This window comes from Neorhizobium sp. P12A (assembly GCF_008365395.1).
GTDB lineage: Bacteria > Pseudomonadota > Alphaproteobacteria > Rhizobiales > Rhizobiaceae > Rhizobium.
Genome location: NZ_QOVX01000003.1, coordinates 376,820 through 398,188 on the forward strand (window position 1 = coordinate 376,820; position 21,369 = coordinate 398,188).

The following is a 21,369-nucleotide window of genomic DNA, read 5'->3' on the forward strand; positions in this document are numbered from 1 at the left end:
AATCCCATTGCCAGCCGCCGGTGCCCATGCCAAACAGCGCCCCATGGATAGCAAGACCATTTCGTTCGAAAACCGTCTCAAAGAGAATGCCACAGAGGTCGAGGCTTTGCTCGGCCGTCTCCTTGCCGATTCCTGCCAGGAGAGCGAGGTTGTCCGACCCGCAAATCTCCTTGCTGCGATGCGGCACGGCGTCCTGAACGGCGGAAAGCGCCTGAGACCCTTTCTCGTGATCGAAAGCGCCGCCCTCCTCGGCGGCAACCACGAAGCGGCCCTGCGCATTGGTGGCGCGCTGGAATGCGTCCACTGTTATTCGCTGGTCCATGACGACCTGCCCGCCATGGACGACGATGACCTCAGGCGCGGCCAGCCCACCGTCCACATTGCCTTCGACGAAGCTTCGGCCATTCTCGCCGGCGACAGCCTGCTGACCTACGCCTTCGACATCATTGCTGCGCCCGAAACCGATATTGCGGCGGACCGCAAGGTCGATCTCGTGCTGGCGCTGTCGCGCGCCGCCGGCATCGGCGGCATGGCCGGCGGCCAGGCGCTCGACCTCGCTGCGGAAAAGAAGACGCCTGACGAGCAGGGCATCCTCACCCTCCAGTCGATGAAGACGGGCGCCCTCATCCGCTTTGCCTGCGAAGCCGGTGCGATCATTGCCGGCGCCACGGCAGAAGACCGTTTGCGGCTCCGCCAGTTCGGCGAGAAGATCGGCCTCGCCTTCCAGATCGCCGACGACCTCCTGGATATCACCGCCGATGCGGCGACGATGGGCAAGGCGACAGGCAAGGATGCCGCCCATGGCAAGGGCACGCTGGTCGCGCTGCATGGCCAGGAATGGGCCGAATCCAGGCTCGCCCAACTGATCGACGAGGCCGGCGCGCTGCTGGCACCCTACGGCGAAAAGGCGGCCGTTCTGATCGACACCGCGCGCTTCGTCGCAAACCGCAGGAATTGATCGCATGAGCCGGTTCTGGTCGCCCGTCGTCTCGACCCTGAAGCCCTATGTCGCCGGCGAACAGCCGCGGATCGAGAACCTAGTCAAGCTCAACACCAACGAAAACCCCTACGGCCCCTCGCCGAAGGCGATCCTGGCAATACAGGCCGCCACGGCAGACAGCCTGAGGCTCTATCCTGATCCGAGCGCGCTTACTCTCAGGCAGATGATCGCCCGGACCTATGGGGTGGACGCAGACGAAGTCTTTGTCGGCAACGGTTCCGATGAGGTGCTGGCGCATACGTTCGTGGCACTCCTGAAGCACGACCTGCCGCTGCTCTTCCCTGACATTACCTACAGCTTCTATCCGACCTATTGCGCCCTATTCGGCATCGAGGCGACACAGGTGCCGTTGACGCAGGATTTCTCGATCGACATTGCCGATTACAACGGGCCTTGCGGCGCAATCATCCTGCCGAACCCGAATGCGCCGACGGGGATCGGCCTGCCGCTTTCGGCGATCGAAACGCTCCTCCAAGAGCACCCCGACCAGCCGGTCGTCATCGACGAGGCCTATATCGACTTTGGCGGCGAGAGCGCGGCCCCGCTGACGCGTCGCTATGACAACCTGCTCGTCATCCATACGCTGTCGAAATCGCGTTCGCTCGCCGGCATGCGGGTCGGCTATGCGATCGGCCAGCGGCCTCTCATCGACGCGCTGGAACGGGTGAAGGACAGCTTCAATTCTTATCCGCTCGACCGCGTTGCTCAGGCCGGCGCAGCAGCCGCAATCGAGGATGCCGTCTGGTTCGACGAGACACGGCAAAAAATCATGCAGACGCGGGAGCACCTGACGCAGGCCCTGCGCAGCCGCGGTTTCGACGTGCTGCCGTCGCAGGCAAACTTTGTCTTCGCCCGCCATCCCCGCCATGATGGCGCCGATCTCGCCAAAGGCCTGCGCGAACGCGCCGTGCTGGTGCGGCACTTCGCCAAGCCGCGCATTTCCGACTTCCTGCGCATTACGATCGGAACGCCGGCGGAATGCGACCGGCTGATTGCCGCCCTGGATGAGATTTGCGGCTAGCGCCGCGCATCGGATCTGCCAGCAATTTATAAACTTTCCTTGGAAGAACCCATTGCGCTCAAATCAGTTGACTAGGAAACTATAACGAATTAGTTTCCTAGTCAACCGATGAGGATGCCATGGCGAACCACGCAGAACTCTCCGATCTCGAAACGCATCTTGGTTATTGGCTGCGTTACGTCTCGAACCATGTCTCGCACGCCTTCAGCCGCAAGGTCGAAGGCAAGGGCGTGACGGTCGCGGAATGGGTGATGCTCCGTCAGCTCTATGGGCGCGAAGGAACGATCCCCAGCGCGCTTGCCGACGAACTCGGCATGACCCGCGGCGCGATCTCGAAGCTGGCGGACCGGCTGATCGCCAAGTCATTGATCACAAAGAGCCTCAGCGACGAAGACCGCCGCTTCCAGAGCCTCTCTCTGACACAAGCCGGCAGCGCGCTGGTGCCTGAAATCGCGAGGCTGGCGGATGAAAACGACGCTGAATTCTTCGATCACCTTGCGCCGGACGAGCGCGAGCTGGTCACCCGCGTCATGAAGGACATCGTCCGCCGGCGCGGCCTGTCGGCAGTCCCGGTTGAATGAACACCCAAGCCAAGGGAAGACGGATATGAACAGCCAGTTGCAGGATATCGCAACCGAATGCACGCATGCCTCGGACGAAAGCCGGATGAGCTTTCCGGAAGTGGTGGGGACGCTGATGAAGGCGGGTGTAGAGCGCTACTATGCCGACCTCACCCGCTCGGAGAAAATCTACTATATGCCCGACGGCGACAATATCACGGTCGCAGCACGCCCTATCGACATCAAGCCGGCTAATGAATTCGATCCCGCAGGTGTCGAGGCGGCCATCCGGGCCATCCAGGCGAAAAAGATCACCTATCACGAATTCTGCCGGCAGATCATGGCCGCCGGCTGTGTCAACTACATCGTCTCTCTCAGCGGTCGCCGTGTAGTCTATCTGGGGCGGACGGGCGAAGCCCATGTCGAGCCGTTTCCCGGCGCCAACTGACTGATTTCCGCGCCTTGGCGGAAATATCGGGCAAGGCAGATGACGGCGAGGCGAAATTGTGACAATTTCGCCATCTCGGCGGTCGTCAGCGCGGCGATCGCTCCTTTGACCGACATTCCGTCCGGAGCATGCCATGCATGAGGCGCTCGCCTATCTGCCGCAAATTCTTCCCGCCTATATCGCCTATATCATCGCCGTCGTCAGCCCCGGCCCGGCGATCATGGCAATCGTCTCGACCTCGATGGTGCAGGGGCGCAAGGCCGGCATGACGATTTCGCTCGGCATCTTCGCGGGGTCGCTCACCTGGGCCTGCGCCGCCGCGCTTGGCCTGGCGACGCTGCTCCACACCTACGCCATCGCACTGGAAATATTGAAAGTCTTCGGCGGCTTCTACCTGCTCTATCTGGCCTACAAGGCTTTCCGCGCCGTCCGTTCGGATCATGATCTCCCGACGGCAAAGACGGTGAAGGCCCCGACCTTCAAGTCGCTCGTGCTGCGCGGCTACGGCATCCACGTCACCAACCCGAAAGCGATCTTCGCCTGGCTCGCCATCATCGCGCTCGGCATGCCGCAGGGCGCGCCCGCCTCAGTCGCCGTGCTCATCATCGGCATCTGCACGACGACGGGCTTCCTCGTTTTCATGGGCTACGCCGTGCTGTTCTCGACCCAGCACGCCGTCAATATCTACAGGGGAATGCGCCGCTGGATCGAAGGCGCCATGGCCGCCTTCTACGGCTTTGCCGGCGTCAAGCTGCTGACGAGCCAGATCTAGAGCAATTCCAGCAAAAGTGCGCAGCGGTTTCGCGTTTGGAATTGCGAAAAACCAAACAGATAGCGCGCTTTTGCGGTTCGAAGAAAAGCGGAAACGCTCTAAGAACCGGATTCACGTGAAACCGGGACAGTCGCAGCGGCCGTTTATTCGGCAGCCGCGCTCTTCTGGCCGAAACGCTTCTCGATATAATCCGCGACCAGCGCCTCGAAATCCGAGGCGATATTCGGTCCGCGCAGTGTCATCGCCTTCTGACCGTCGATGAAGACGGGGGCCGCCGGCGTTTCGCCGGTGCCCGGCAGCGAGATACCGATATCGGCATGCTTGCTTTCGCCCGGACCGTTGACGATGCAGCCCATGACCGCGACGTTCAGCGCCTCGACTCCAGGATATTTCTCACGCCAGACCGGCATGTTCTTGCGGATGTCGTTCTGGATGTTCTGCGCCAGCTCCTGGAAGACCGTGGAGGTGGTGCGACCGCAGCCCGGACAGGCGGCGACGACGGGGATGAACTGGCGGAAGCCCATGACCTGCAGCAGCTCCTGTGCCACCTGCACTTCGCGGGTGCGGTCGCCATTCGGCTCCGGCGTCAGTGAGACGCGGATCGTATCGCCGATGCCATGCTGCAGCACATAGCCCATGGCAGCCGACGAGGCGACGATGCCCTTGGTGCCCATACCGGCCTCGGTGAGACCGAGATGCAGTGCATGGTCGGAACGCTCCGACAGCATGGAATAGACGGCGATCAGGTCCTGCACCTGGCTGACCTTGGCCGACAGGATGATCCGATTGCGCGGCAGGCCGATTTCTTCCGCCAGATTGGCCGAGATCAGCGCCGACTGCACGATCGCCTCGCGCGTCACCTGCCGGGCCGAGAGCGGGAAACCATTGGCCTTGTTCTGGTCCATCAGCGCAGTCAGCAGATCCTGGTCGAGCGACCCCCAGTTGACGCCGATGCGGACAGGCTTGTCGTATCGGATCGCCATTTCGACGATCTCGGCGAACTGCTTGTCCTTCTTGTCCTTGAAGCCGACATTGCCGGGATTGATGCGGTATTTCGCCAGCGCCTCGGCGCAGGCTGGATGATCCGCAAGCAGCTTGTGGCCGATATAGTGGAAATCGCCGACCAGCGGCACGTCCATACCGAGGCGCAACAGGCGCTCGCGGATCTTCGGCACGGCTGCAGCACTTTCGTCGCGATCGACGGTGATGCGCACCAGTTCCGACCCTGCCTTGAACAGGGCGGCCACCTGGGCAACGGTCGCGTCGATATCAGCCGTATCGGTGTTGGTCATCGACTGCACGACGACGGGCGCGCCACCACCCACGATGACGCCGCCGACATCGACGGCGACGGAGGAACGGCGGGGCTTGGGATCAAAATCGGTCGCTGAGGACATGGAAACTCTCTGGCCTAGCCTCGGAAATTCGGTGCCTTTCAGGTGGATCAAGGCGAAAGGCTTGTCAACCGCCCCAAGCATCAACTTTTGCTCGGGGCAGGACTTCAGTGCCCTCCGCCGCCGATGCCGTCGGCATAGCGCGCAAGGCTAGAGAAGCAAAGAACGACCAGCAGAAGCACCGGTAAGGCCAGGAAGACAGCGGAGAAGCCGACATGCTCGGCGGCAAAGCCGATCGCTGACGGCGCCACCAGCATGCCGGAATAACCCATAGTCGTCACGACCGAAATCCCGATGCCCGGCTGCAGCCCCGGCACGTTGCCGGCAGCCGAGAAGGCGATCGGCACCATGTTGGAAATCCCGATACCGCAAAACGCAAAACCGAGAATGGCCAGTTCCGCATTCGGGGCGAGGCTGGCGAGCACCATGCCCGTTATCGCGAAAGCCGTACAGACCCTGAGCGTCATGACCGCGCCGAGCTTGTCGCGCACGAAGTCGCCCGCAAATCGCATGGTCGCCATGGTCAGCGAGAAAGCCGCAAAGCCGAGGCCGGAGAGCGTCACCGAGGCGCTGAGATCCTGGCGGAGATAGAGCGCGCCCCAATCGAGCACAGCGCCTTCCGGGATCATGCAGAAGAGCGCCATCATGCCGAGCAGCCAGGGCAGCGGGATCATGGGCAGCTTGGCCTTCGGCTTTTCCTCGTCCGGGTGTGGCTGATCGCTAAGGATCATCGGCCATGCGATCACCAGGAAGACGATCGACAGAACAGTCGCCACTTCGGCATGGCCAAGCACGCCCCAATGCGAGATGAGATAGCCACCGATCGCCGAACCGATGAGGCCACCAAGGCTCCAGAAGGCATGGCAGGACGACATGATGGCGCGGCGCATGGACTTTTCGGCCGCAACGGCATTGGCATTCATCGCCACATCCATCGCCCCGATGAACCCGCCGAAGAGGAAGATTGCGGGCGCCGCGGTCCAGACATTCTGGACAACCGTCAGGATCAGCAGCATCGGCAGCAGCAGGACGGCCATGACCTTGCAGACGACTTTCGAGCCTCGCCCCGTGATCTGGGCACCGGCCAGCGGCATCATCAGCAGCGAGCCGAGACCGAAGACCAGGATCATCAGGCCGAGCTCGAACTTGGACAGTTGTAGCCGCTCGGCAAACTCTGGAATTTTCGGGGCCCAGCTCCCGACGGCAAAGCCGTTGACCAGAAACAGCAACGAAACCGCCGCACGCGATTTCGTGAAGAACCCGCTTCTTGAGGTCTCCGCGGCGTTATTTTTGCTGATTCCGTCCATGAACTGTCCTCCAAATGCCGGCGCACCATTATTTAAATCGATTAGATTTGCAACAATGCTGAAGCCTCTCATCAGTCACGTTTCGTCACCGCTTGTTAAACTGGAGGCAACAAAGCCACAACCGCGAAATAAAAACGCATCGTGAATGCCGGCTACAGAAGGTGTATTGACGGCGAAATATGAGGCTCCTATCGCTTTGCCATTCCCCGGCTTTCCGTTCGATTCTCTTCCCATTCGCCTCGGTGCATCCCGTGAAAAATCAAGTCAGCTACGGCATACTGCTCACCATCTTTGCCTATGCGATGTTCACCGCGCATGACGCGACCATCAAGCTGCTGGTGGTCACCATTCCTGTCTGGCAGATCCTGTTTTTCCGAAGCGTCACCATCCTTGCCGGCTGCTTCATCTTCGAAGGCCCGTCTCTGGTCTCAAAGACGATCCGCTCGCCGATCATCAAGCCGATGATCGTCCGCAGCATCCTGCTGCTGGTCGCCTGGATCTCCTATTATTCTGCGGCGAGCTACCTGCAGCTCGCTGAAGTGACGACGCTCTATTACGCGGCCCCCGTGGTCGGCACGATCCTTGCGACAATCATCCTGCACGAGCGCGTGACCTGGCCGCGCTGGACGGCAGTCGGCCTCGGCTTCTGCGGCGTCGTCATCGCCTCCAACCCGATCGGCCTGACGATTTCCTGGCCGGTCTATCTCGCTCTTCAGGCCGCGGTCATCTGGGCCTCGGCCATGGTGCTGCTGCGCAAGACCGCGCTGCACGAGAAGAGCCTGATCCAGATGGCGATTTCCAACGTGATGTTCATCCTGATGACAGTCATCATGATGGTCCTGCATTGGAAAACGCCGACCATGCATGAGATGATCCTGCTCTGCCTGACCGGCCTCATCGCAGGCGTCGGCCAGTTCGCGCTTTTCGAAGGCATGCGCCAGGCGCCGGTCTCCGTGCTCGCGCCCTTCGAATATACCTCGCTCGTCTGGGCCTTTATCCTCGGCTATGCGATCTGGGGCGACATTCCGAAGACAAACGTCTTCGTCGGCGCCGTCCTCATCCTCAGCGCAGGCGGGATCATCATCCTCAGCGAGCGCTGGAAACGCAGCCGCGCGGCGGCCTGAGATTCTCTCAAACTCCTGTAGCGACGTGCGAAAACCGCCGTTCGCCGCAATTTGAGAAAAATATTCGCACTTGCCCATTTCTTTTGCAGTTTTCTACGCTACACGAGATATGATTTTCTGCGATCTATGCAGCATCGAACTCTCGAAACGGAAAAGACAATGAACTGGTTCAAAGCCATTGCCGCTGCAGCCCTCGTCCAGGCCGCAATCATCCTTCCCGCCCATGCCGGCGAAAACCTGAATGCCATCAAGTCCGCTGGCGTCCTGAAGGTCGGCACCGAGGGGACCTATGCGCCATTCACCTATCATGACGGCAGCGGCAAGCTGGTCGGCTTCGACATCGAGATCGCCGAAGCGATCGCGCAGAAGCTCGGCGTCAAGGCCCAGTTCCTCGAAGGCAAGTGGGACGGCCTGATCGCCGGCCTCGACGCCAACCGCTATGACACCGTCATCAACGAAGTCGGCATCACCGATGCGCGCAAGCAGAAGTACGACTTCTCCGAGCCCTACATTGCTTCCAAGGCCGTTCTGATCGTCAAGGACAGCAACAGCGACATCAAGGATTTCCCCGATCTCAAGGGCAAGAAGTCCGCACAATCGCTGACCAGCAACTTCGGCAAGCTTGCCGAACAGTCCGGCGCCGAACTCGTCGGCACTGACGGCTTCGATCAGTCCATCCAGCTGGTGCTCACCGGCCGCGCCGATGCGACGATCAACGACAGCCTCTCCTTCCTCGATTTCAAGAAGCACAAGCCGGATGCACCGGTGAAGATCGTCGCCCAGCAGTCGAATGCCGACTATTCCGGCGCGATCATCCGCAAGAACGAGCCGGAACTGCTGGCAGCGATCAACAAAGCGCTCGCCGACATCAAGGCTGATGGCACCTACGCCAAGATTTCCGACAAGTATTTCGGCCAGGACGTTTCGAAGTAAGTCCTGCCTGCACAAAGCCCCCTCCCCATCCCCTGCCCACAAGGGGGATGGGTTTCTATGCCGCGCTGTTTTCTTCTCAAAACAGCCTTTCAGCCAGCAGTACGGTCGATATTTGGTGCCGCCGGCGCCTCCTTTAAGTCCCTCCCTCTTGTGGGGAGGGGTTGGGGAGGGGTATTGCACTTTCTAAACGCACCAACTTTCGAGAAAGAACGCCCTTGCCGCATTGGCTCCAACTGATGGCGGATTCCTTGAGTTCCCTGCTCTGGGCGGGGCTCGTCTTCACCATTCCGCTGACGCTCCTTTCCTTTGTGTTCGGCCTGACGCTCGGCCTGATGACCGCAATCGCCCGCCTCTTCGGACCGGCGCCTGTCTCAGCGATCGCGCGCTTTTACGTCTGGGTCATCCGCGGCACGCCGCTGCTGGTGCAGCTTTTCGTGATCTTCTACGGCCTGCCGAGCATCGGCATCCTGCTGGACGCCTTTCCGGCGGCATTGATCGGCTTCACGCTCAGCGTCGGCGCCTATACGTCGGAAATCATCCGCGCCGTCATTTCGTCCGTGCCGAAGGGCCAATGGGAAGCCGCATATTCGATCGGCATGAGCTGGCGGCAGGCGATGAGCCGCACCATCCTGCCGCAGGCGGCGCGCGTCGCAGTGCCGCCGCTGTCGAACACCTTTATCTCGCTGGTCAAGGACACCTCGCTTGCAGCGGCGATCACCGTGCCGGAGCTTTTCCAGGCCGCCCAGCGTATCGTCGCCACCACCTATGAGCCATTGATCCTCTATATCGAAGCCGCCCTGATCTACCTCGCCCTCAGCTCCGTCCTCTCCCAACTGCAGGTCCGGCTCGAAACGCGCTTCGCCCGCTATGGCGGTATGCTGGAGGCCCGCTCATGATCGAACTTTCCCATATCGAAAAGCGCTTCGGCGACGCCGTCATCCTGAAGGACATCAGCCTGAGGATCCCCGAGGGCAACGTGACCGCGCTCGTTGGCCCATCCGGCGGCGGCAAGAGCACCCTACTGCGCTGCATCAACCTGCTTGAAGTTCCAAGCGCCGGCACGATCCGGCTCGGCGAGGATACGCTGAGCTTTTCGCCAAACCAGAAGCCCAGCTGGCAGGCGATCCAGAAAATCCGCCGCCAGACCGGCATGGTCTTCCAAAATTTCCAGCTTTTCCCGCATCGCACGGCAATCGAAAACGTCATGGAGGGTCTGACCACCGTCCTGAAGTGGCCGGCCTCCAGGGCACGGGAACGCGCCATGGAATTGCTGACCAAGGTCGGCATGGCGCATAAGGCTGATGCGTGGCCGGCAACCCTGTCGGGCGGCCAGCAGCAGCGCGTGGCGATTGCCCGGGCGCTTGCCCCCTCGCCGCGCGTGCTGCTCTGCGACGAGCCGACCTCGGCGCTCGATCCGGAACTTGCCTCCGAAGTGGTTGACGTTCTCGCCCGCCTCGCCAACGAGGGTACGACGATGGTGATGGCGACGCATGACCTGCGTCTTGCCTCCAAGATCGCCAACGATGTCGTGTTTCTCGAAGCTGGCAGCATCGTCGAGACGGGTGCTGCCCGCACCATCTTCGGTGCACCGGCACAGGAGCGCACCAAGCGCTTCATTTCGACCCTGAACGCCGGCCACAGCTACGATATCTGAGGGCAGGCAGACAAAGCAAAGGCCGCTCCGGAGTTTACCGGGCGGCCTCTCATTTCTGTTATCGATAATCGGATCAGGCCGTAATGACCGCCCGCGCCGTCTTGAGGGCATTGCCCCACCAGACCAGCTGATCGAGCTGGTTCTTGGCTGCTTCCACCAGATGCGGATAGTCGCTGAGGCTCTTGCCCTCCTTCAGCACGGCAAGATATTCGCTGAAGGCGATGTGAACCCCTGTCTTGACAGAGGCAGCGCCCATTTCGACGAAGATCAGGCGAAGCTGCTCAACCGCCCGTGCGCCACCAACGCCGCCGTAGCCGACGAAGGCAACCGGCTTCTGGATAAACTCGCCAAGGTCGATGGCGTTCTTCAGAACGGCCGTCGGTCCATGATTGTATTCGGCGGCGGTGAAGATATAGGCGTCGAATTCGCGCAGCTTCTTCTTCCAGCGTTCCGCGGTTTCGCTCTGCGCTTCCGTCGTGCGCTCTTCGCCGAAGAAATGCATGGGGTAGTCGAGAAGATCGAGCACCTCGACATCGAACTCCGAGCGGCTGCCGGCGATGTCCGCGATCCATTTTGCTGGATGTTCGGCGAACCGGCCAATGCGCGTGCTGCCGACGATGACTGCGATTTTCAACTTGTTCATATGAAATATCCTATGAGTTGCCCGCTTGCCCGGCTCAATCTAGAGGTCGCCTCCGTCAGGAGACAACCACTAAAATGGCCGAAAAATCAGGCGTCAACCTCCAATGAGGTCACGATCCGGTGAACATTCCGGATCTCAGGCCGCATAGACGACCAGGAGATCCTTGGCATCGATCTGGTCGCCGGCATGGACGAGGACTTCGGCAATCGTGCCGTCCTTCTCCGCATGCAGCGCCGTTTCCATCTTCATCGCCTCGATGGAAACGAGAACATCGCCGGCCTTGATCGCCTGGCCGACGGAGACGAAGACGCGTGAGATGACGCCTGGCATCGGCGCGCCGACCTGGGCCGCGTTTCCGGTCTCGGCCTTGCGACGCGCGGCACCACCCGCAGCACCATGGGCACGATCCGGCACCTTGATGCGGCGCGGCTGGCCGTTGAGCTCGAAGAACACGGTGACCATGCCCTTGTCGTCGGTGCCGGTCATCGCTTGGTTGACGACGACAAGCGTCTTGCCCTTTTCGATCTCCGCAAAGAGCTCTTCGCCCTCAGGCAGACCGTAGAAATAGGCAGGCGTCGGCAGCGAGGAGACCGGACCATAGGTGTCCGATGCCAGCGCGAAATCGGTGAACACCTTCGGATACATCAGGTAGGAGGCAAACTCGAAATCGTTGACCTTGCGCTCCAGCTTCTTTTCAATGGTCTTGCGCTCGGCATCGAGGTCGGCTGCGGCAAGCAGGGAGCCCGGCCGAACCGTATAGGGCTTGTCGCCCTTCAGCGCCTTTTTCTGCAGCGCCTTCGGCCAGCCGCTCGGAGGCTGACCCAGGTCGCCCTTCAGCATCGAGACCACGGATTCCGGGAAGGACACTTCCTTGTCCGGACTAACGACATCAGCGACCGACAAATCCTGGCTGACCATCATCAGCGCCATGTCGCCGACCACCTTGGAGGAGGGCGTCACCTTGACGATATCGCCGAACATCTGGTTGGCATCGGCATAGGCCTGGGCGACCTGGTGCCAGCGGGTCTCGAGACCGAGCGAACGGGCCTGCTCCTTGAGGTTGGTGAACTGTCCGCCCGGCATTTCATGCAGGTAGACTTCCGAAGCCGGCCCCTTCAGGTCGCTTTCGAAGGCCGCGTACTGGCCGCGCACGGCTTCCCAATAGAAGGAGATTTTTCTGATCCATTCGGAGTTCAGACCTGGGTCGCGCTCGCCGCCAGCCAAGGCTGCGACGATGGAGCCGAGGCATGGCTGCGAGGTGTTGCCCGACAGCGCATCCATCGCCGCATCGACGGCATCGACGCCGGCATCCACGGCCGCAAGCACGGTCGCCGCCGAAATGCCCGATGTGTCATGCGTGTGGAAATGGATCGGCAGGCTGGTTGCCTCGCGCAGCGCCTTGAACAGGATCTTGGCGGCAGCCGGCTTCAGCAGCCCGGCCATGTCCTTCAGCGCGATGATATGTGCGCCGGCCTTTTCCAGCTCGACGGCGAGATCGGTATAATATTTCAGGTCATATTTCGGCCGGGCCGAATTCAGGATGTCGCCGGTGTAGCAGATCGCCGCTTCGCAGAGCTTGTTCTCCTCGATGACGGCGTCCATCGACACCCGCATGTTCTCGACCCAGTTCAGGCAGTCGAAGACGCGGAAGAGGTCGATGCCACCCTTGGCCGCCTGGCGGACGAAATACTTGACGACATTGTCCGGGTAGTTGGTGTAGCCGACGCCGTTGGCGCCGCGCAGCAACATCTGCAGCAACAGATTCGGCGCACCCTCTCGGATCAGCGACAGGCGCTCCCACGGATCTTCCGTCAGGAAGCGCATGGAGACGTCGAACGTTGCCCCGCCCCAGCATTCGAGCGAGAGGAGCTGTGGCAGCGCGCGGGCGTAAGTGCCGGCAACCTGGGCGATGTCGTGGGTGCGCATCCGCGTGGCCAGCAGCGACTGATGGCCGTCGCGCATCGTCGTGTCGGTCATCAGGACGCGGCTTTCATTGCGCATCCATTCGGCGAATTTCTGCGGGCCGAGCCTGTCGAGCAGCTGCTTGGTGCCGTCAGGTATCACGCTGTCGATATAGGGCAGAATGGGCTTTGCAGCCTTGGCAGACGGCGTCGGCCGGCCCCGGGCTTCGGGATGGCCGTTGACGGTCACGTCGGCGAGATAGGTGAGCAGCTTGGTGGCACGGTCTTGCCGCTTCACCTGCTGGAACAACTCAGGCGTCGTGTCGATGAACCGGGTCGTGTAGCTGTTATCCCTGAACTTCGGATGCGTGATGATCGCTTCGAGGAAGGTTAGGTTGGTGGCGACGCCGCGAATACGGAATTCGCGCAGTGCGCGGTCCATGCGGGCAATCGCCTCTGATGGGTTCGGCGCCCAGGCGGTCACCTTGACCAACAGCGGATCGTAGAAGCGGGTGATGATCGCGCCCGAATAGGACGTGCCGCCGTCGAGACGGATGCCGAAACCGGAAGCCGAACGATAGGCGGTGATGCGGCCGTAATCCGGAATGAAATTGTGCTCCGGATCTTCGGTGGTGATGCGGCACTGAAGCGCATGGCCGTTGAGACGGATGTCTTCCTGCTTCGGAACCCCCGATTCAGGCGTACCGATGGCAAAGCCGTCAAGGATGTGAATCTGCGCCTTGACGATGTCGATGCCGGTCACGACTTCGGTGACGGTATGCTCGACCTGGATACGCGGATTGACTTCGATGAAGTAGAATTTGCCGGTATCGGAATCCATCAGATACTCGACCGTGCCGGCGCCGACATAATTGGTGGCGCCAGCGATCTTCAGCGAATAGGCGGCAAGCTCCTGACGCTGCGCCTCTGACAGGTAAGGTGCCGGCGCGCGCTCGACGACCTTCTGGTTGCGGCGCTGGATCGAGCAGTCGCGCTCGAAGAGGTGGACGACATTGCCTTGCGTATCGCCAAGAATCTGGCTTTCGACGTGGCGGGCACGCTCGACCAGCTTTTCCAGATAGACCTCGTCCTTGCCGAAGGCGGCCATTGCCTCGCGCTTGGCTTCGGTCACTTCCTTGGAGAGATCCTTTGGATCGCGAATGGCGCGCATGCCGCGCCCGCCGCCGCCCCAGGAGGCCTTGAGCATGACGGGATAGCCGATCTCCTCGGCCATCTTGGCGACTTCGGCCATGTCATCGGGAAGCGGCTCGGTGGCCGGCACGACCGGCACCCCGACCGAAATCGCCAGGTTGCGCGCAGCCACCTTGTTGCCGAGCTGTCGCATCGTGTCGGCCCTCGGGCCGATGAAGATGATGCCGGCCTTGTTGCAGGCATCGACGAATTCCGGGCTCTCGGACAGAAGCCCGTAGCCGGGATGGATCGCGTCAGCACCCGAAAGCTTAGCAACGCGGATGATTTCCTCAATCGACAAGTAGCTCTCGATCGGCCCGAGATCGCGGGCAAGATGCGGCCCACGGCCGACCTGGTAACTTTCGTCGGCCTTGAAGCGATGCAGGGCGAGCTTGTCTTCCTCTGCCCAGATCGCCACCGTTTTTATGCCGAGTTCATTTGCAGCGCGGAATACGCGGATGGCGATTTCGGAACGGTTGGCTACTAGGATCTTGGATATCGGCAAGTCGGTCTCCCTCACGACGTCACACACGGACGGGTATGCTGCACCCGCGAAGGAAATTCTTAACGTCTTGTCACAAGAAGTTCAATTTCCCGGCGCGCCATAGCGTAAAATAGTTGCGCCAGGATTTTTTGCTCAAGAAATGAGCCCGTAGCGGAAGGCAAGGGCGACGATGTGCTGGCGGTTCTTCGCCTTCAGCTTGTCCTGGATGCCGTTCATGTACCAGTCGACCGTATGGTTGGAGATCTTGAGCAGCTTGCTGATTTCGATCGAGGTCATGCCGTCGGCCAGATAGTTCAGCACTTCCATCTCGCGCCGCGTCATCTGCGTATCGACGACAGATCCCGCTTCCAGCGCCTCTGCCTCGCCCTTGAGTTCCAGCATGCGCCAGAATGCCTTCTTGGCGACTGCCTCGAAGAGAGCGATCTCGATCGGCGACAGATCGACGACGCTGCCGCCGATCGTCATATTTCCAAGCAGCCCGTTGCGCCCATGAATGGGAAAAATATAGCCGTCGAGCAGCCCGTGGCTGCGCGCATCGACCATCATCTGCTCCATGCGCCGGCGATGCGGGTCCGCACGGAAGGCAGCGATCGTGTCGCGCCAGCGGAACGGCCGCTGCGCACGCGCGAGGAAGCGGATCGTCGGATCGATGAGAACGTACTTCTTGGCGATGTAGACCAGCGGCCACTTCTCGGGCCAGCGGCCCGCAAGAACAAGGCTCATCGGGTCCGTATTCGGTTTCGGCTGCCGCAGTAGTCCGTAGAAATCAAACTTGTAGGAACGGAGCACACGCTCGAGCTCGGCCACCACGTTTTCGGCAACCTTGCATTCTTCCATAACCACAAGCAATTGAATTAACGAATGAATATTCACACATACCCCCTGGCACCAAACTCGCTACGCCGGCGCTCGACATTGCAGCCCGCCTGTCTGTCGTTGCCCCCAGACATCGGACACGGTCGAGCGCTATGTTGCAGGAAAACGGAAAACCGTCACCAGCGAATTTTTGATAATCCTCAATGGCTACATTTTTCGTGAGGGGAATTCCAGCGACCGCAGGCTGCCGTCATCAAATTGCCGTCAGCCAAGCGGCAAAGCCCCGGAAACAGGGCTGACAAGCCTGTGGAGAGACGAAGGATTGCGTTGCAGAATCAGTGTAGGATTTCGTTAATCGCCGGTTCAGGTACCAAATCGTAGCATCGCACCATCCCGAGTATTGCAGATGCAGATGAGGTACCCAACGTGTCACTTTTCAAAGTCTACGCTAGAGCTCTCAAGTATCTTGGCGCGTATCGATATCGCGTTGCTCTCGTTGTGCTTGCAAATATCGCGCTTGCGATGATCACCGTCTGGGAACCCGTTCTCTTCGGTCGCATCTTCGACGCGATCTCGAATAAAACGGCAGTCGCGCCGACCATGATGGTCTGGGCCGGCTTTGCCGTTTTCAACACGATCGCCTTCATCGTCGTCTCCCGCGAGGCGGACAGGCTGGCGCATGGGCGCCGCGCCACGCTTCTGACGGAGGCCTTCGGCCGTATTATTTCGATGCCCCTCTCCTGGCATAGCCAGCGTGGCACGGCGAGCGCGCTGAACACGCTGCTGCGCGCCTGCGAAGCGCTGTTCGGCCTCTGGCTCGAATTCATCCGCAACCATCTGTCGACCGCGATCGCGCTTGTCGTCATGATCCCGACCGCCATCTCGATGGACCTGCGGCTATCAGGCGTGCTCCTCCTGCTCGGCATCTTCTACTGGGTGATCGGCCGCCTCGTCATGAAGCGCACCAAGGACGGCCAGACCTCGGTCGAGAGCCACTACAACACCGTCTTCTCGCATGTCAGCGATTCCATCAGCAACGTCTCGGTGCTGCATAGCTACAACCGCATCGAAGCCGAAACCAGGACGCTGAAGGCCTTTACCCAGGACCTGCTCAACGCCCAGTATCCGGTTCTCGACTGGTGGGCGCTCGCCGGCGCGCTGAACCGCACTGCCTCGACCGTCGCCATGATGGCGATCCTGATGATCGGCACGCTGATGGTTCAGGACGGCTCGCTGCGCATCGGTTCGCTGATCACCTTCATCGCCTTTGCGAACGTGCTGATCGCCCGCCTCGAGCTGCTGCGCAACTTTGCAACGCAGATCTTCGAAGCCCGCGCCAAGTTGGAAGACTTCTACGAGCTGGAAGATTCGGTCCGCGAACGCGAAGAACCGGCCGGCATCGGCGAGATCAAGGACGTCAAGGGCGAAGTCGAATTCCGCGACGTCTCCTTCGGCTTCGGCAACACCTCGCAGGGCCTGCATGACGTGTCCTTCACGGTCAAGGCCGGCCAGACGGTCGCCATCGTCGGCCCGACGGGCGCCGGCAAGACGACCCTGGTCAACCTGCTGCAGCGCGTCTTCGACCCGCAGAAGGGCCAGATCCTGGTCGATGGCACTGACATCACCAAGGTCAGCCGCAAGTCGCTGCGCCGCCATATCGCCACCGTTTTCCAGGACGCCGGCCTGCTGAACCGTTCGATCAGCGACAACATCCGCCTCGGCCGCGAGAGCGCCACCGAAGAGGAAATGCGCCAGGCCGCAGAGGCCGCTGCCGCTGCCGACTTCATCGAGACGCGCGAAGGCCAATACGAGACACGCGTCGGCGAACGAGGCAACAAGCTGTCCGGTGGTGAGCGCCAGCGTATCGCGATCGCCCGTGCCATCCTCAAGGATGCGCCGATCCTGGTACTCGACGAGGCGACCAGTGCGCTCGACGTGGAAACCGAAAATCGCGTGAAGGCTGCTATCGACAACCTTCGCCAGAACCGCACCACCTTCATCATCGCTCACCGTCTCTCGACGGTCCGGGAAGCGGACATGGTGCTGTTCCTCGAAAACGGCCGCGTCATCGAAAAGGGCGGCTTCAACGAGCTCAGCCAGAGCAACGGCCGCTTCGCAGCCCTGCTGCGCGCCAGCGGCATCCTGACGGACGACGAAGTCCGCAAGGCTCACACGACAGACACGGAAGCTGCATAGGGCCAGCGCCTGAAATTACGGGGCCTAGACAAGACGGAGGCCGGAGGAGCATCGCTCTTCCGGCCTTTTTCTTGTTGTCGATCGGCGATAGCTTGTCTCCCGTATTGGCAAACCCGCTGATTGAAGCTCCGATAGGCGAAGAGGAGAGCGCTATGAGGGTCAAACGCATTGTCGCCAATGTCCGCACGTCGGATATCGCTTTGGCCGAGCGCTTTTATCGCGACGTTCTCGGCCTCGATCTCCTGATGGATCACGGCTGGATCGCCACATATGGCTCGGATCAGCGGGCAACTGCCCAGATCAGCTTCGCGTCCGAAGGCGGATCAGGTACGCCCGTTCCCGATCTCTCTATTGAAGTCGATGATGTGGACGCCGTGCTGGCGGACATGAAGGCGCAGGGTTTTTCGATAGAATACGGCCCGGCGGATGAACCCTGGGGCGTTCACCGCTTCTATGTCCGCGATCCCTTCGGCAGGCTGGTCAATATTCTCAGCCACAGATGAAACGAGACGGGGTTCGCGAACGAATGGGCGATGTGGCGCATTCCAAGCCCCATGCGGTCATTCGCTGGGCTGCCCATGCAGCCGGTTGCAATTGGCATTCACACGACTAGCTTCATGAGGAGGCCACGCTCCTTGGCGATGGCGAGACGATAAAGGGAAGCAAGGCATGTGTCGAAACATCAAGCCCCTCTTCAATTTCGATCCGCCGGCGACGGACGAGGAGATCCATGATGCGGCGCTTCAGTTCGTCCGCAAGCTGAGCGGAACCAACAAGCCGTCGAAACGCAACGAGGTTGCCTTCGAAAGCGCGGTCCTGTCGATCGCGAACTGTGCCCGCGAATTGCTCAATTCGCTGGAGACGTCTCAACCGCCTCGCGACCGCGAAGAAGTGGCCGCAAAGGCGCGCGCACGATCGGCGACCAGGTTTGCATAGAAGCGACGCTCCGCTCTGAAAGCGTCCTCTCTGTCAGCTGTCCAGCCAGGCTGCGAGGCCATCCAGCGTCTGTAGCCCGTATTCGACCGCGCCGAAGCCGATGACGGCTTTTCGCCGCGCGGGGCTGGGGTGGAGCTGGCGCAGGGTCAGCACCGTCTTGCCATCGGCCTGCTCATCGAAGGTGACAGTGGTGCGGAAACGGTCGGGATCGTTGGGATCGGGCGTGCCATAGTCCATCACAATCCGCTCGTTGGGGACGATCTCCAGAAAGTGCATGAGGTTCGCAAAGCGCTGCTCCTTGCCCTCGAACATGCCCACCATGTCAAACCGCCAGACCCCACCCTCACGGATATCGGCCTCGTGGCTCTCGATTCTAAGGCCGGCCGGACCATACCATTCGGCCAGCGCCCTCGGATCCATCCAGGCGGCAAAGACCTTGTCGCGCGGATGATTGAGCAGTTTCACGAGCACGATTTCCCGATCAAGCGACCAGGTGTCGAACGGATTTGCCATGTTCCTAACCATCCTCTTCCCTCTTGTCCAAGTAGACTTCCAGGCGATCCAGCCGCTCGGTCCAGCGCTGGCGCTCCGTGATCATCCAATCCGCCGCCTCGTCGAACCGCGCCTGCACCAGCCGGCACCAGCGGCTGCGCCCGCGCTTTTCACTCGCGATCAGTCCGCAATCTTCCAGCACCTTGAGATGCTGGGCGAAGGAGGGCAGCGCCATGTCGAAAGGCTCGGCAAGCACGCTGACCGGCACCTCGCCATCAGCCAGCCGCGAGACCACCGCGCGGCGGGTCGGGTCGCTGAGAGCGTGAAACGCAAGATCGAGAGGGGTCGAGTGATAAGGCATGCAACTCAGTAAAACGAGTTCGGGCCCCAGTCAATAACAATAAGGTACTTGCCTTAGTATTCGCATTCTATATAAAGGCAATCACCTTAGTATCAAGCCCAACTTATGGGGCGGCTATGGCGCAACCACTTCGCAAGGAGAGTTCCAATGGCAGTACGTGTCGATCTCATGATCTCGCTCGACGGTTTCGCGACAACCACGGACCAGACGCCCGAAGTCCCGTTCGGCGAGGACTGGCCGCGTCTCGTCGGCGCATATGCGGCAACCCGAACATTCCGCGAGCGCGTCCTTGGGGATACCAGCGGAGCCGGGACATCAGGTCTCGATGACGATTACGCCAGGGAATATTTCGAGAATGTGGGTGCCGAAATCATGGGTGCCGGCATGTTCGGGCTTCACAACTTCCCCGATGATCCGGATTGGCGCGGCTGGTGGGGCGAAGAGCCGCCCTTCCGGGTTCCGGTCTTCGTTCTCACCCATACTTCCAGACCCTCCATCGAGATGGCTGGCGGCACCACCTTCCATTTCCTCAGCGCCGCTCCGGCTGATGTGCTTAAGCAGGCGGTCGCGACGGCCGGCGGCAGAGATGTACGGATCGGCGGCGGCCCGACGGTCGTTCGCGACTTCCTAAGGGCGGGTCTTGTCGATCGTCTTCATGTTGCCATCACGCCAATCCTGCTCGGGCGCGGCATACGCCTGTGGGACGACCTGCGCGGCCTGGAATCTGGCTACACGGTCAAGTCGGAAACTGCCCCGAGCGGCATCATCCACCTTACCTTCCAACGCTAACTTGTCACTTGGACGATCAGGACCACAAAAAACCCGCCGAGACCATCGGCGGGTTTGGAAAGCCTTCTTGCCGTCCCGCGCTTATCGACCCACGCGGTCGAGGCGCTGGCCGTGCCGAATGTGGATCGGAACCGCAACGGCTCTTGCCGGAGTTTCCACGGGACGCCCGCTGCCATGGCCGCCGAGCCGCTTGTGCTCGAGATAATAGGCATAGACGAAGAGAGCGACGATGCCGGCGACGACGTAGAGCGGGCCAACGATCTTATCCTGGTTTGTCAGGTAGAGAATGATCTGGCCCACCATCGCAAGGATCGTCCCGGCAACGAATATGTTCAACGAATGCCGGCCGAGGATCGTCAGCGGATGGTCTGACGGACGGCGGAAGAGCTGCGACAGGGCCGGTACGCTGATGATGATATAGGCGAGAGCCAGCACATGCAGCAGGCGCGGCAGCGACAGGAAGGTCTTGTCGAAGCCGGTGATGACGGTGGGCAGTCCAAGCGAGGCCAGAACTTCGCCGAGGCTCCAGAGCTTGAAGATCACCCAGACGAAGGACACGGCGACATAGGCGATCGCGACGGTCAGGAGCAGCGGGTTCCTGACGATCGTTCCCCCGCGGCGGACATGCATCATGCTGACGATGCCGATTGTGAAGAGGAACTGCCACGACAGCGGATTGAGGAACCAGAAACCTTCCACTAGCGAGTTGTGCGGGGCGATCTGATAGACGCCTGCAACAAGCCATACGGTAGCGGATACGCTAAGCGCCAGCAGCGGGCTGCTGGACTCCAGATAAAGGATGATCGGAACCATCAACAGCAGGGCGCCATACATCGGCAGGATATTGTTGTAGCCGATCTGGTGGCCGAGCAGCAGCAGCGCCGGAATGCCCTGCCGGATATTGGTCAGCACCGCCAGGATATTGACTTCGCAGAGCAGACCGGGCCGATGAAACAGCCAGGCGCTCGAGATGAACAGCACCAGCGTCATGCAGGTCGTCATCATATGGGCGAGGTAGAGCGTGAAGGCGCGCTTTACCGCCTTCCACGATGCCTCCAGGCGATTGCCCGGCTTGAAGCGACCGCCATAGGCAAGTCCGACGGCAATGCCCGAGATCAGCACGAAGCCTTCGGCCGAATCGGAGAACCCGAAATTCTTGGTCGTCAAATATTCGAATATCTGGCCGGGAACGTGATTTATGAAGATGGCGAGCAACGCCAGACCCCGCAGCACGTCGAGGCGTGTGTCGCGCCATCCAGCTGCCTTGGAAAATCCGCTTTGATCTGCGGCCACAACCGCTCCGTTCGGACTTGAAACCATAGGCTT

General features: G+C 60.8%; 21 protein-coding genes. 13 read left to right on the forward strand and 8 right to left on the reverse strand.

Annotated features, from left to right (window positions below):
- Positions 1 to 43 precede the first annotated feature (43 nt).
- From DTW90_RS13620 to DTW90_RS13640, 5 genes are all read left to right on the forward strand, one after another.
- Positions 44 to 958, forward strand: coding sequence for a polyprenyl synthetase family protein (locus DTW90_RS13620; protein WP_149338939.1), 915 nt, complete (start codon positions 44 to 46; stop codon positions 956 to 958).
- A 4-nt stretch (positions 959 to 962) separates the two neighbouring features.
- The gene (gene hisC / locus DTW90_RS13625) at positions 963 to 2,021 is read left to right on the forward strand and encodes a histidinol-phosphate transaminase (protein ID WP_149338941.1); all 1,059 of its coding nucleotides are present in this window, start codon (positions 963 to 965) and stop codon (positions 2,019 to 2,021) included.
- A gap of 119 nt (positions 2,022 to 2,140) precedes the next feature.
- Positions 2,141 to 2,602: a MarR family transcriptional regulator gene (locus tag DTW90_RS13630; RefSeq protein ID WP_149338943.1), complete on the forward strand. Its 462-nt coding sequence runs from the start codon at positions 2,141 to 2,143 to the stop codon at positions 2,600 to 2,602.
- A gap of 25 nt (positions 2,603 to 2,627) precedes the next feature.
- On the forward strand, positions 2,628 to 3,029 hold the full coding sequence (locus tag DTW90_RS13635; RefSeq protein ID WP_149338945.1) for a DUF1398 family protein: 402 nt from the start codon (positions 2,628 to 2,630) through the stop codon (positions 3,027 to 3,029).
- A gap of 133 nt (positions 3,030 to 3,162) precedes the next feature.
- Positions 3,163 to 3,801, forward strand: a complete 639-nt coding sequence (locus DTW90_RS13640) for a LysE family translocator (RefSeq protein ID WP_149338946.1) — start codon at positions 3,163 to 3,165, stop codon at positions 3,799 to 3,801.
- A gap of 143 nt (positions 3,802 to 3,944) precedes the next feature.
- On the opposite strand, the gene ispG is transcribed toward DTW90_RS13640, so the two are convergent.
- Positions 3,945 to 5,198 carry a flavodoxin-dependent (E)-4-hydroxy-3-methylbut-2-enyl-diphosphate synthase gene (gene ispG / locus DTW90_RS13645; RefSeq protein ID WP_132522337.1) on the reverse strand — a complete coding sequence of 418 codons (1,254 nt, stop codon included), beginning with the start codon at positions 5,196 to 5,198 and terminating at the stop codon, positions 3,945 to 3,947.
- 104 nt (positions 5,199 to 5,302) lie between these two features.
- Positions 5,303 to 6,502, reverse strand: coding sequence for an MFS transporter (locus DTW90_RS13650; protein ID WP_149338948.1), 1,200 nt, complete (start codon positions 6,500 to 6,502; stop codon positions 5,303 to 5,305).
- Positions 6,503 to 6,681: 179 nt separating this feature from the next.
- Here DTW90_RS13650 and DTW90_RS13655 point away from each other — a divergent pair, with 179 nt between their 5' ends.
- The 4 genes from DTW90_RS13655 to DTW90_RS13670 all read left to right on the forward strand — a co-directional run bounded on the left by DTW90_RS13655 (position 6,682) and on the right by DTW90_RS13670 (position 10,213).
- Positions 6,682 to 7,626: a DMT family transporter gene (locus DTW90_RS13655; protein WP_149338950.1), complete on the forward strand. Its 945-nt coding sequence runs from the start codon at positions 6,682 to 6,684 to the stop codon at positions 7,624 to 7,626.
- 159 nt (positions 7,627 to 7,785) lie between these two features.
- A complete protein-coding gene (locus tag DTW90_RS13660) occupies positions 7,786 to 8,559 on the forward strand; it encodes an amino acid ABC transporter substrate-binding protein (protein ID WP_132522343.1) in 774 nt (257 codons plus the stop codon).
- A gap of 215 nt (positions 8,560 to 8,774) precedes the next feature.
- Positions 8,775 to 9,455 carry an amino acid ABC transporter permease gene (locus DTW90_RS13665; RefSeq protein WP_149338952.1) on the forward strand — a complete coding sequence of 227 codons (681 nt, stop codon included), beginning with the start codon at positions 8,775 to 8,777 and terminating at the stop codon, positions 9,453 to 9,455.
- Positions 9,452 to 10,213, forward strand: a complete 762-nt coding sequence (locus DTW90_RS13670; protein ID WP_132522347.1) for an amino acid ABC transporter ATP-binding protein — start codon at positions 9,452 to 9,454, stop codon at positions 10,211 to 10,213. The genes DTW90_RS13665 and DTW90_RS13670 overlap by 4 nt, the downstream gene beginning before the upstream one ends.
- A 73-nt stretch (positions 10,214 to 10,286) precedes the next feature.
- Here the strand turns inward: DTW90_RS13670 and DTW90_RS13675 are convergent, their stop codons facing one another.
- From DTW90_RS13675 to DTW90_RS13685, 3 genes are all read right to left on the reverse strand, one after another.
- Positions 10,287 to 10,856, reverse strand: a complete 570-nt coding sequence (locus tag DTW90_RS13675) for an NAD(P)H-dependent oxidoreductase (RefSeq protein WP_149338954.1) — start codon at positions 10,854 to 10,856, stop codon at positions 10,287 to 10,289.
- Positions 10,857 to 10,991: 135 nt separating this feature from the next.
- Complete coding sequence (gene pyc, locus DTW90_RS13680) at positions 10,992 to 14,453, reverse strand: pyruvate carboxylase (protein ID WP_149338956.1); 3,462 nt, start codon at positions 14,451 to 14,453, stop codon at positions 10,992 to 10,994.
- A gap of 132 nt (positions 14,454 to 14,585) precedes the next feature.
- Positions 14,586 to 15,326: a LuxR family transcriptional regulator gene (locus DTW90_RS13685; RefSeq protein WP_132522353.1), complete on the reverse strand. Its 741-nt coding sequence runs from the start codon at positions 15,324 to 15,326 to the stop codon at positions 14,586 to 14,588.
- Positions 15,327 to 15,695: 369 nt separating this feature from the next.
- Here DTW90_RS13685 and DTW90_RS13690 point away from each other — a divergent pair, with 369 nt between their 5' ends.
- The 3 genes from DTW90_RS13690 (at position 15,696) to DTW90_RS13700 (ending at position 18,401) form a co-directional block, all read left to right on the forward strand.
- Positions 15,696 to 17,465, forward strand: a complete 1,770-nt coding sequence (locus tag DTW90_RS13690) for a glucan ABC transporter ATP-binding protein/ permease (protein WP_149338958.1) — start codon at positions 15,696 to 15,698, stop codon at positions 17,463 to 17,465.
- A 152-nt stretch (positions 17,466 to 17,617) separates the two neighbouring features.
- On the forward strand, positions 17,618 to 17,968 hold the full coding sequence (locus tag DTW90_RS13695; protein WP_149338960.1) for a VOC family protein: 351 nt from the start codon (positions 17,618 to 17,620) through the stop codon (positions 17,966 to 17,968).
- 166 nt (positions 17,969 to 18,134) lie between these two features.
- Complete coding sequence (locus tag DTW90_RS13700; protein WP_149338962.1) at positions 18,135 to 18,401, forward strand: DUF2277 domain-containing protein; 267 nt, start codon at positions 18,135 to 18,137, stop codon at positions 18,399 to 18,401.
- A 33-nt stretch (positions 18,402 to 18,434) separates the two neighbouring features.
- Here DTW90_RS13700 and DTW90_RS13705 read toward each other — a convergent pair whose 3' ends face one another.
- Both DTW90_RS13705 and DTW90_RS13710 read right to left on the reverse strand, forming a co-directional pair.
- Positions 18,435 to 18,914: an SRPBCC family protein gene (locus DTW90_RS13705; protein ID WP_149338963.1), complete on the reverse strand. Its 480-nt coding sequence runs from the start codon at positions 18,912 to 18,914 to the stop codon at positions 18,435 to 18,437.
- 4 nt (positions 18,915 to 18,918) lie between these two features.
- Positions 18,919 to 19,254, reverse strand: coding sequence for a metalloregulator ArsR/SmtB family transcription factor (locus DTW90_RS13710; RefSeq protein WP_132522363.1), 336 nt, complete (start codon positions 19,252 to 19,254; stop codon positions 18,919 to 18,921).
- 147 nt (positions 19,255 to 19,401) lie between these two features.
- Here DTW90_RS13710 and DTW90_RS13715 point away from each other — a divergent pair, with 147 nt between their 5' ends.
- Positions 19,402 to 20,043, forward strand: coding sequence for a dihydrofolate reductase family protein (locus DTW90_RS13715; protein WP_149338965.1), 642 nt, complete (start codon positions 19,402 to 19,404; stop codon positions 20,041 to 20,043).
- An 81-nt stretch (positions 20,044 to 20,124) separates the two neighbouring features.
- Here the strand turns inward: DTW90_RS13715 and opgC are convergent, their stop codons facing one another.
- Complete coding sequence (opgC, locus tag DTW90_RS13720; RefSeq protein WP_149338967.1) at positions 20,125 to 21,363, reverse strand: OpgC domain-containing protein; 1,239 nt, start codon at positions 21,361 to 21,363, stop codon at positions 20,125 to 20,127.
- Positions 21,364 to 21,369: the final 6 nt, after the last annotated feature.

What these genes read in the sequence shown, in the direction of transcription:
- DTW90_RS13635 (WP_149338945.1), top strand. Translation starts at nt 2,628, where the DNA reads ATGAACAGCCAGTTGCAGGATATCGCAACCGAATGCACGCATGCCTCG.
- DTW90_RS13710 (WP_132522363.1), bottom strand. Translation starts at nt 19,254, where the DNA reads ATGCCTTATCACTCGACCCCTCTCGATCTTGCGTTTCACGCTCTCAGC.
- ispG (WP_132522337.1), bottom strand. Translation starts at nt 5,198, where the DNA reads ATGTCCTCAGCGACCGATTTTGATCCCAAGCCCCGCCGTTCCTCCGTC.
- DTW90_RS13655 (WP_149338950.1), top strand. Translation starts at nt 6,682, where the DNA reads ATGAGGCTCCTATCGCTTTGCCATTCCCCGGCTTTCCGTTCGATTCTC.
- DTW90_RS13705 (WP_149338963.1), bottom strand. Translation starts at nt 18,914, where the DNA reads ATGGCAAATCCGTTCGACACCTGGTCGCTTGATCGGGAAATCGTGCTC.
- DTW90_RS13715 (WP_149338965.1), top strand. Translation starts at nt 19,402, where the DNA reads ATGGCAGTACGTGTCGATCTCATGATCTCGCTCGACGGTTTCGCGACA.
- DTW90_RS13700 (WP_149338962.1), top strand. Translation starts at nt 18,135, where the DNA reads ATGTGTCGAAACATCAAGCCCCTCTTCAATTTCGATCCGCCGGCGACG.
- DTW90_RS13620 (WP_149338939.1), top strand. Translation starts at nt 44, where the DNA reads ATGGATAGCAAGACCATTTCGTTCGAAAACCGTCTCAAAGAGAATGCC.
- DTW90_RS13640 (WP_149338946.1), top strand. Translation starts at nt 3,163, where the DNA reads ATGCATGAGGCGCTCGCCTATCTGCCGCAAATTCTTCCCGCCTATATC.
- DTW90_RS13670 (WP_132522347.1), top strand. Translation starts at nt 9,452, where the DNA reads ATGATCGAACTTTCCCATATCGAAAAGCGCTTCGGCGACGCCGTCATC.
- DTW90_RS13630 (WP_149338943.1), top strand. Translation starts at nt 2,141, where the DNA reads ATGGCGAACCACGCAGAACTCTCCGATCTCGAAACGCATCTTGGTTAT.
- DTW90_RS13650 (WP_149338948.1), bottom strand. Translation starts at nt 6,502, where the DNA reads ATGGACGGAATCAGCAAAAATAACGCCGCGGAGACCTCAAGAAGCGGG.
- hisC (WP_149338941.1), top strand. Translation starts at nt 963, where the DNA reads ATGAGCCGGTTCTGGTCGCCCGTCGTCTCGACCCTGAAGCCCTATGTC.
- DTW90_RS13675 (WP_149338954.1), bottom strand. Translation starts at nt 10,856, where the DNA reads ATGAACAAGTTGAAAATCGCAGTCATCGTCGGCAGCACGCGCATTGGC.
- opgC (WP_149338967.1), bottom strand. Translation starts at nt 21,363, where the DNA reads ATGGTTTCAAGTCCGAACGGAGCGGTTGTGGCCGCAGATCAAAGCGGA.
- DTW90_RS13660 (WP_132522343.1), top strand. Translation starts at nt 7,786, where the DNA reads ATGAACTGGTTCAAAGCCATTGCCGCTGCAGCCCTCGTCCAGGCCGCA.
- DTW90_RS13695 (WP_149338960.1), top strand. Translation starts at nt 17,618, where the DNA reads ATGAGGGTCAAACGCATTGTCGCCAATGTCCGCACGTCGGATATCGCT.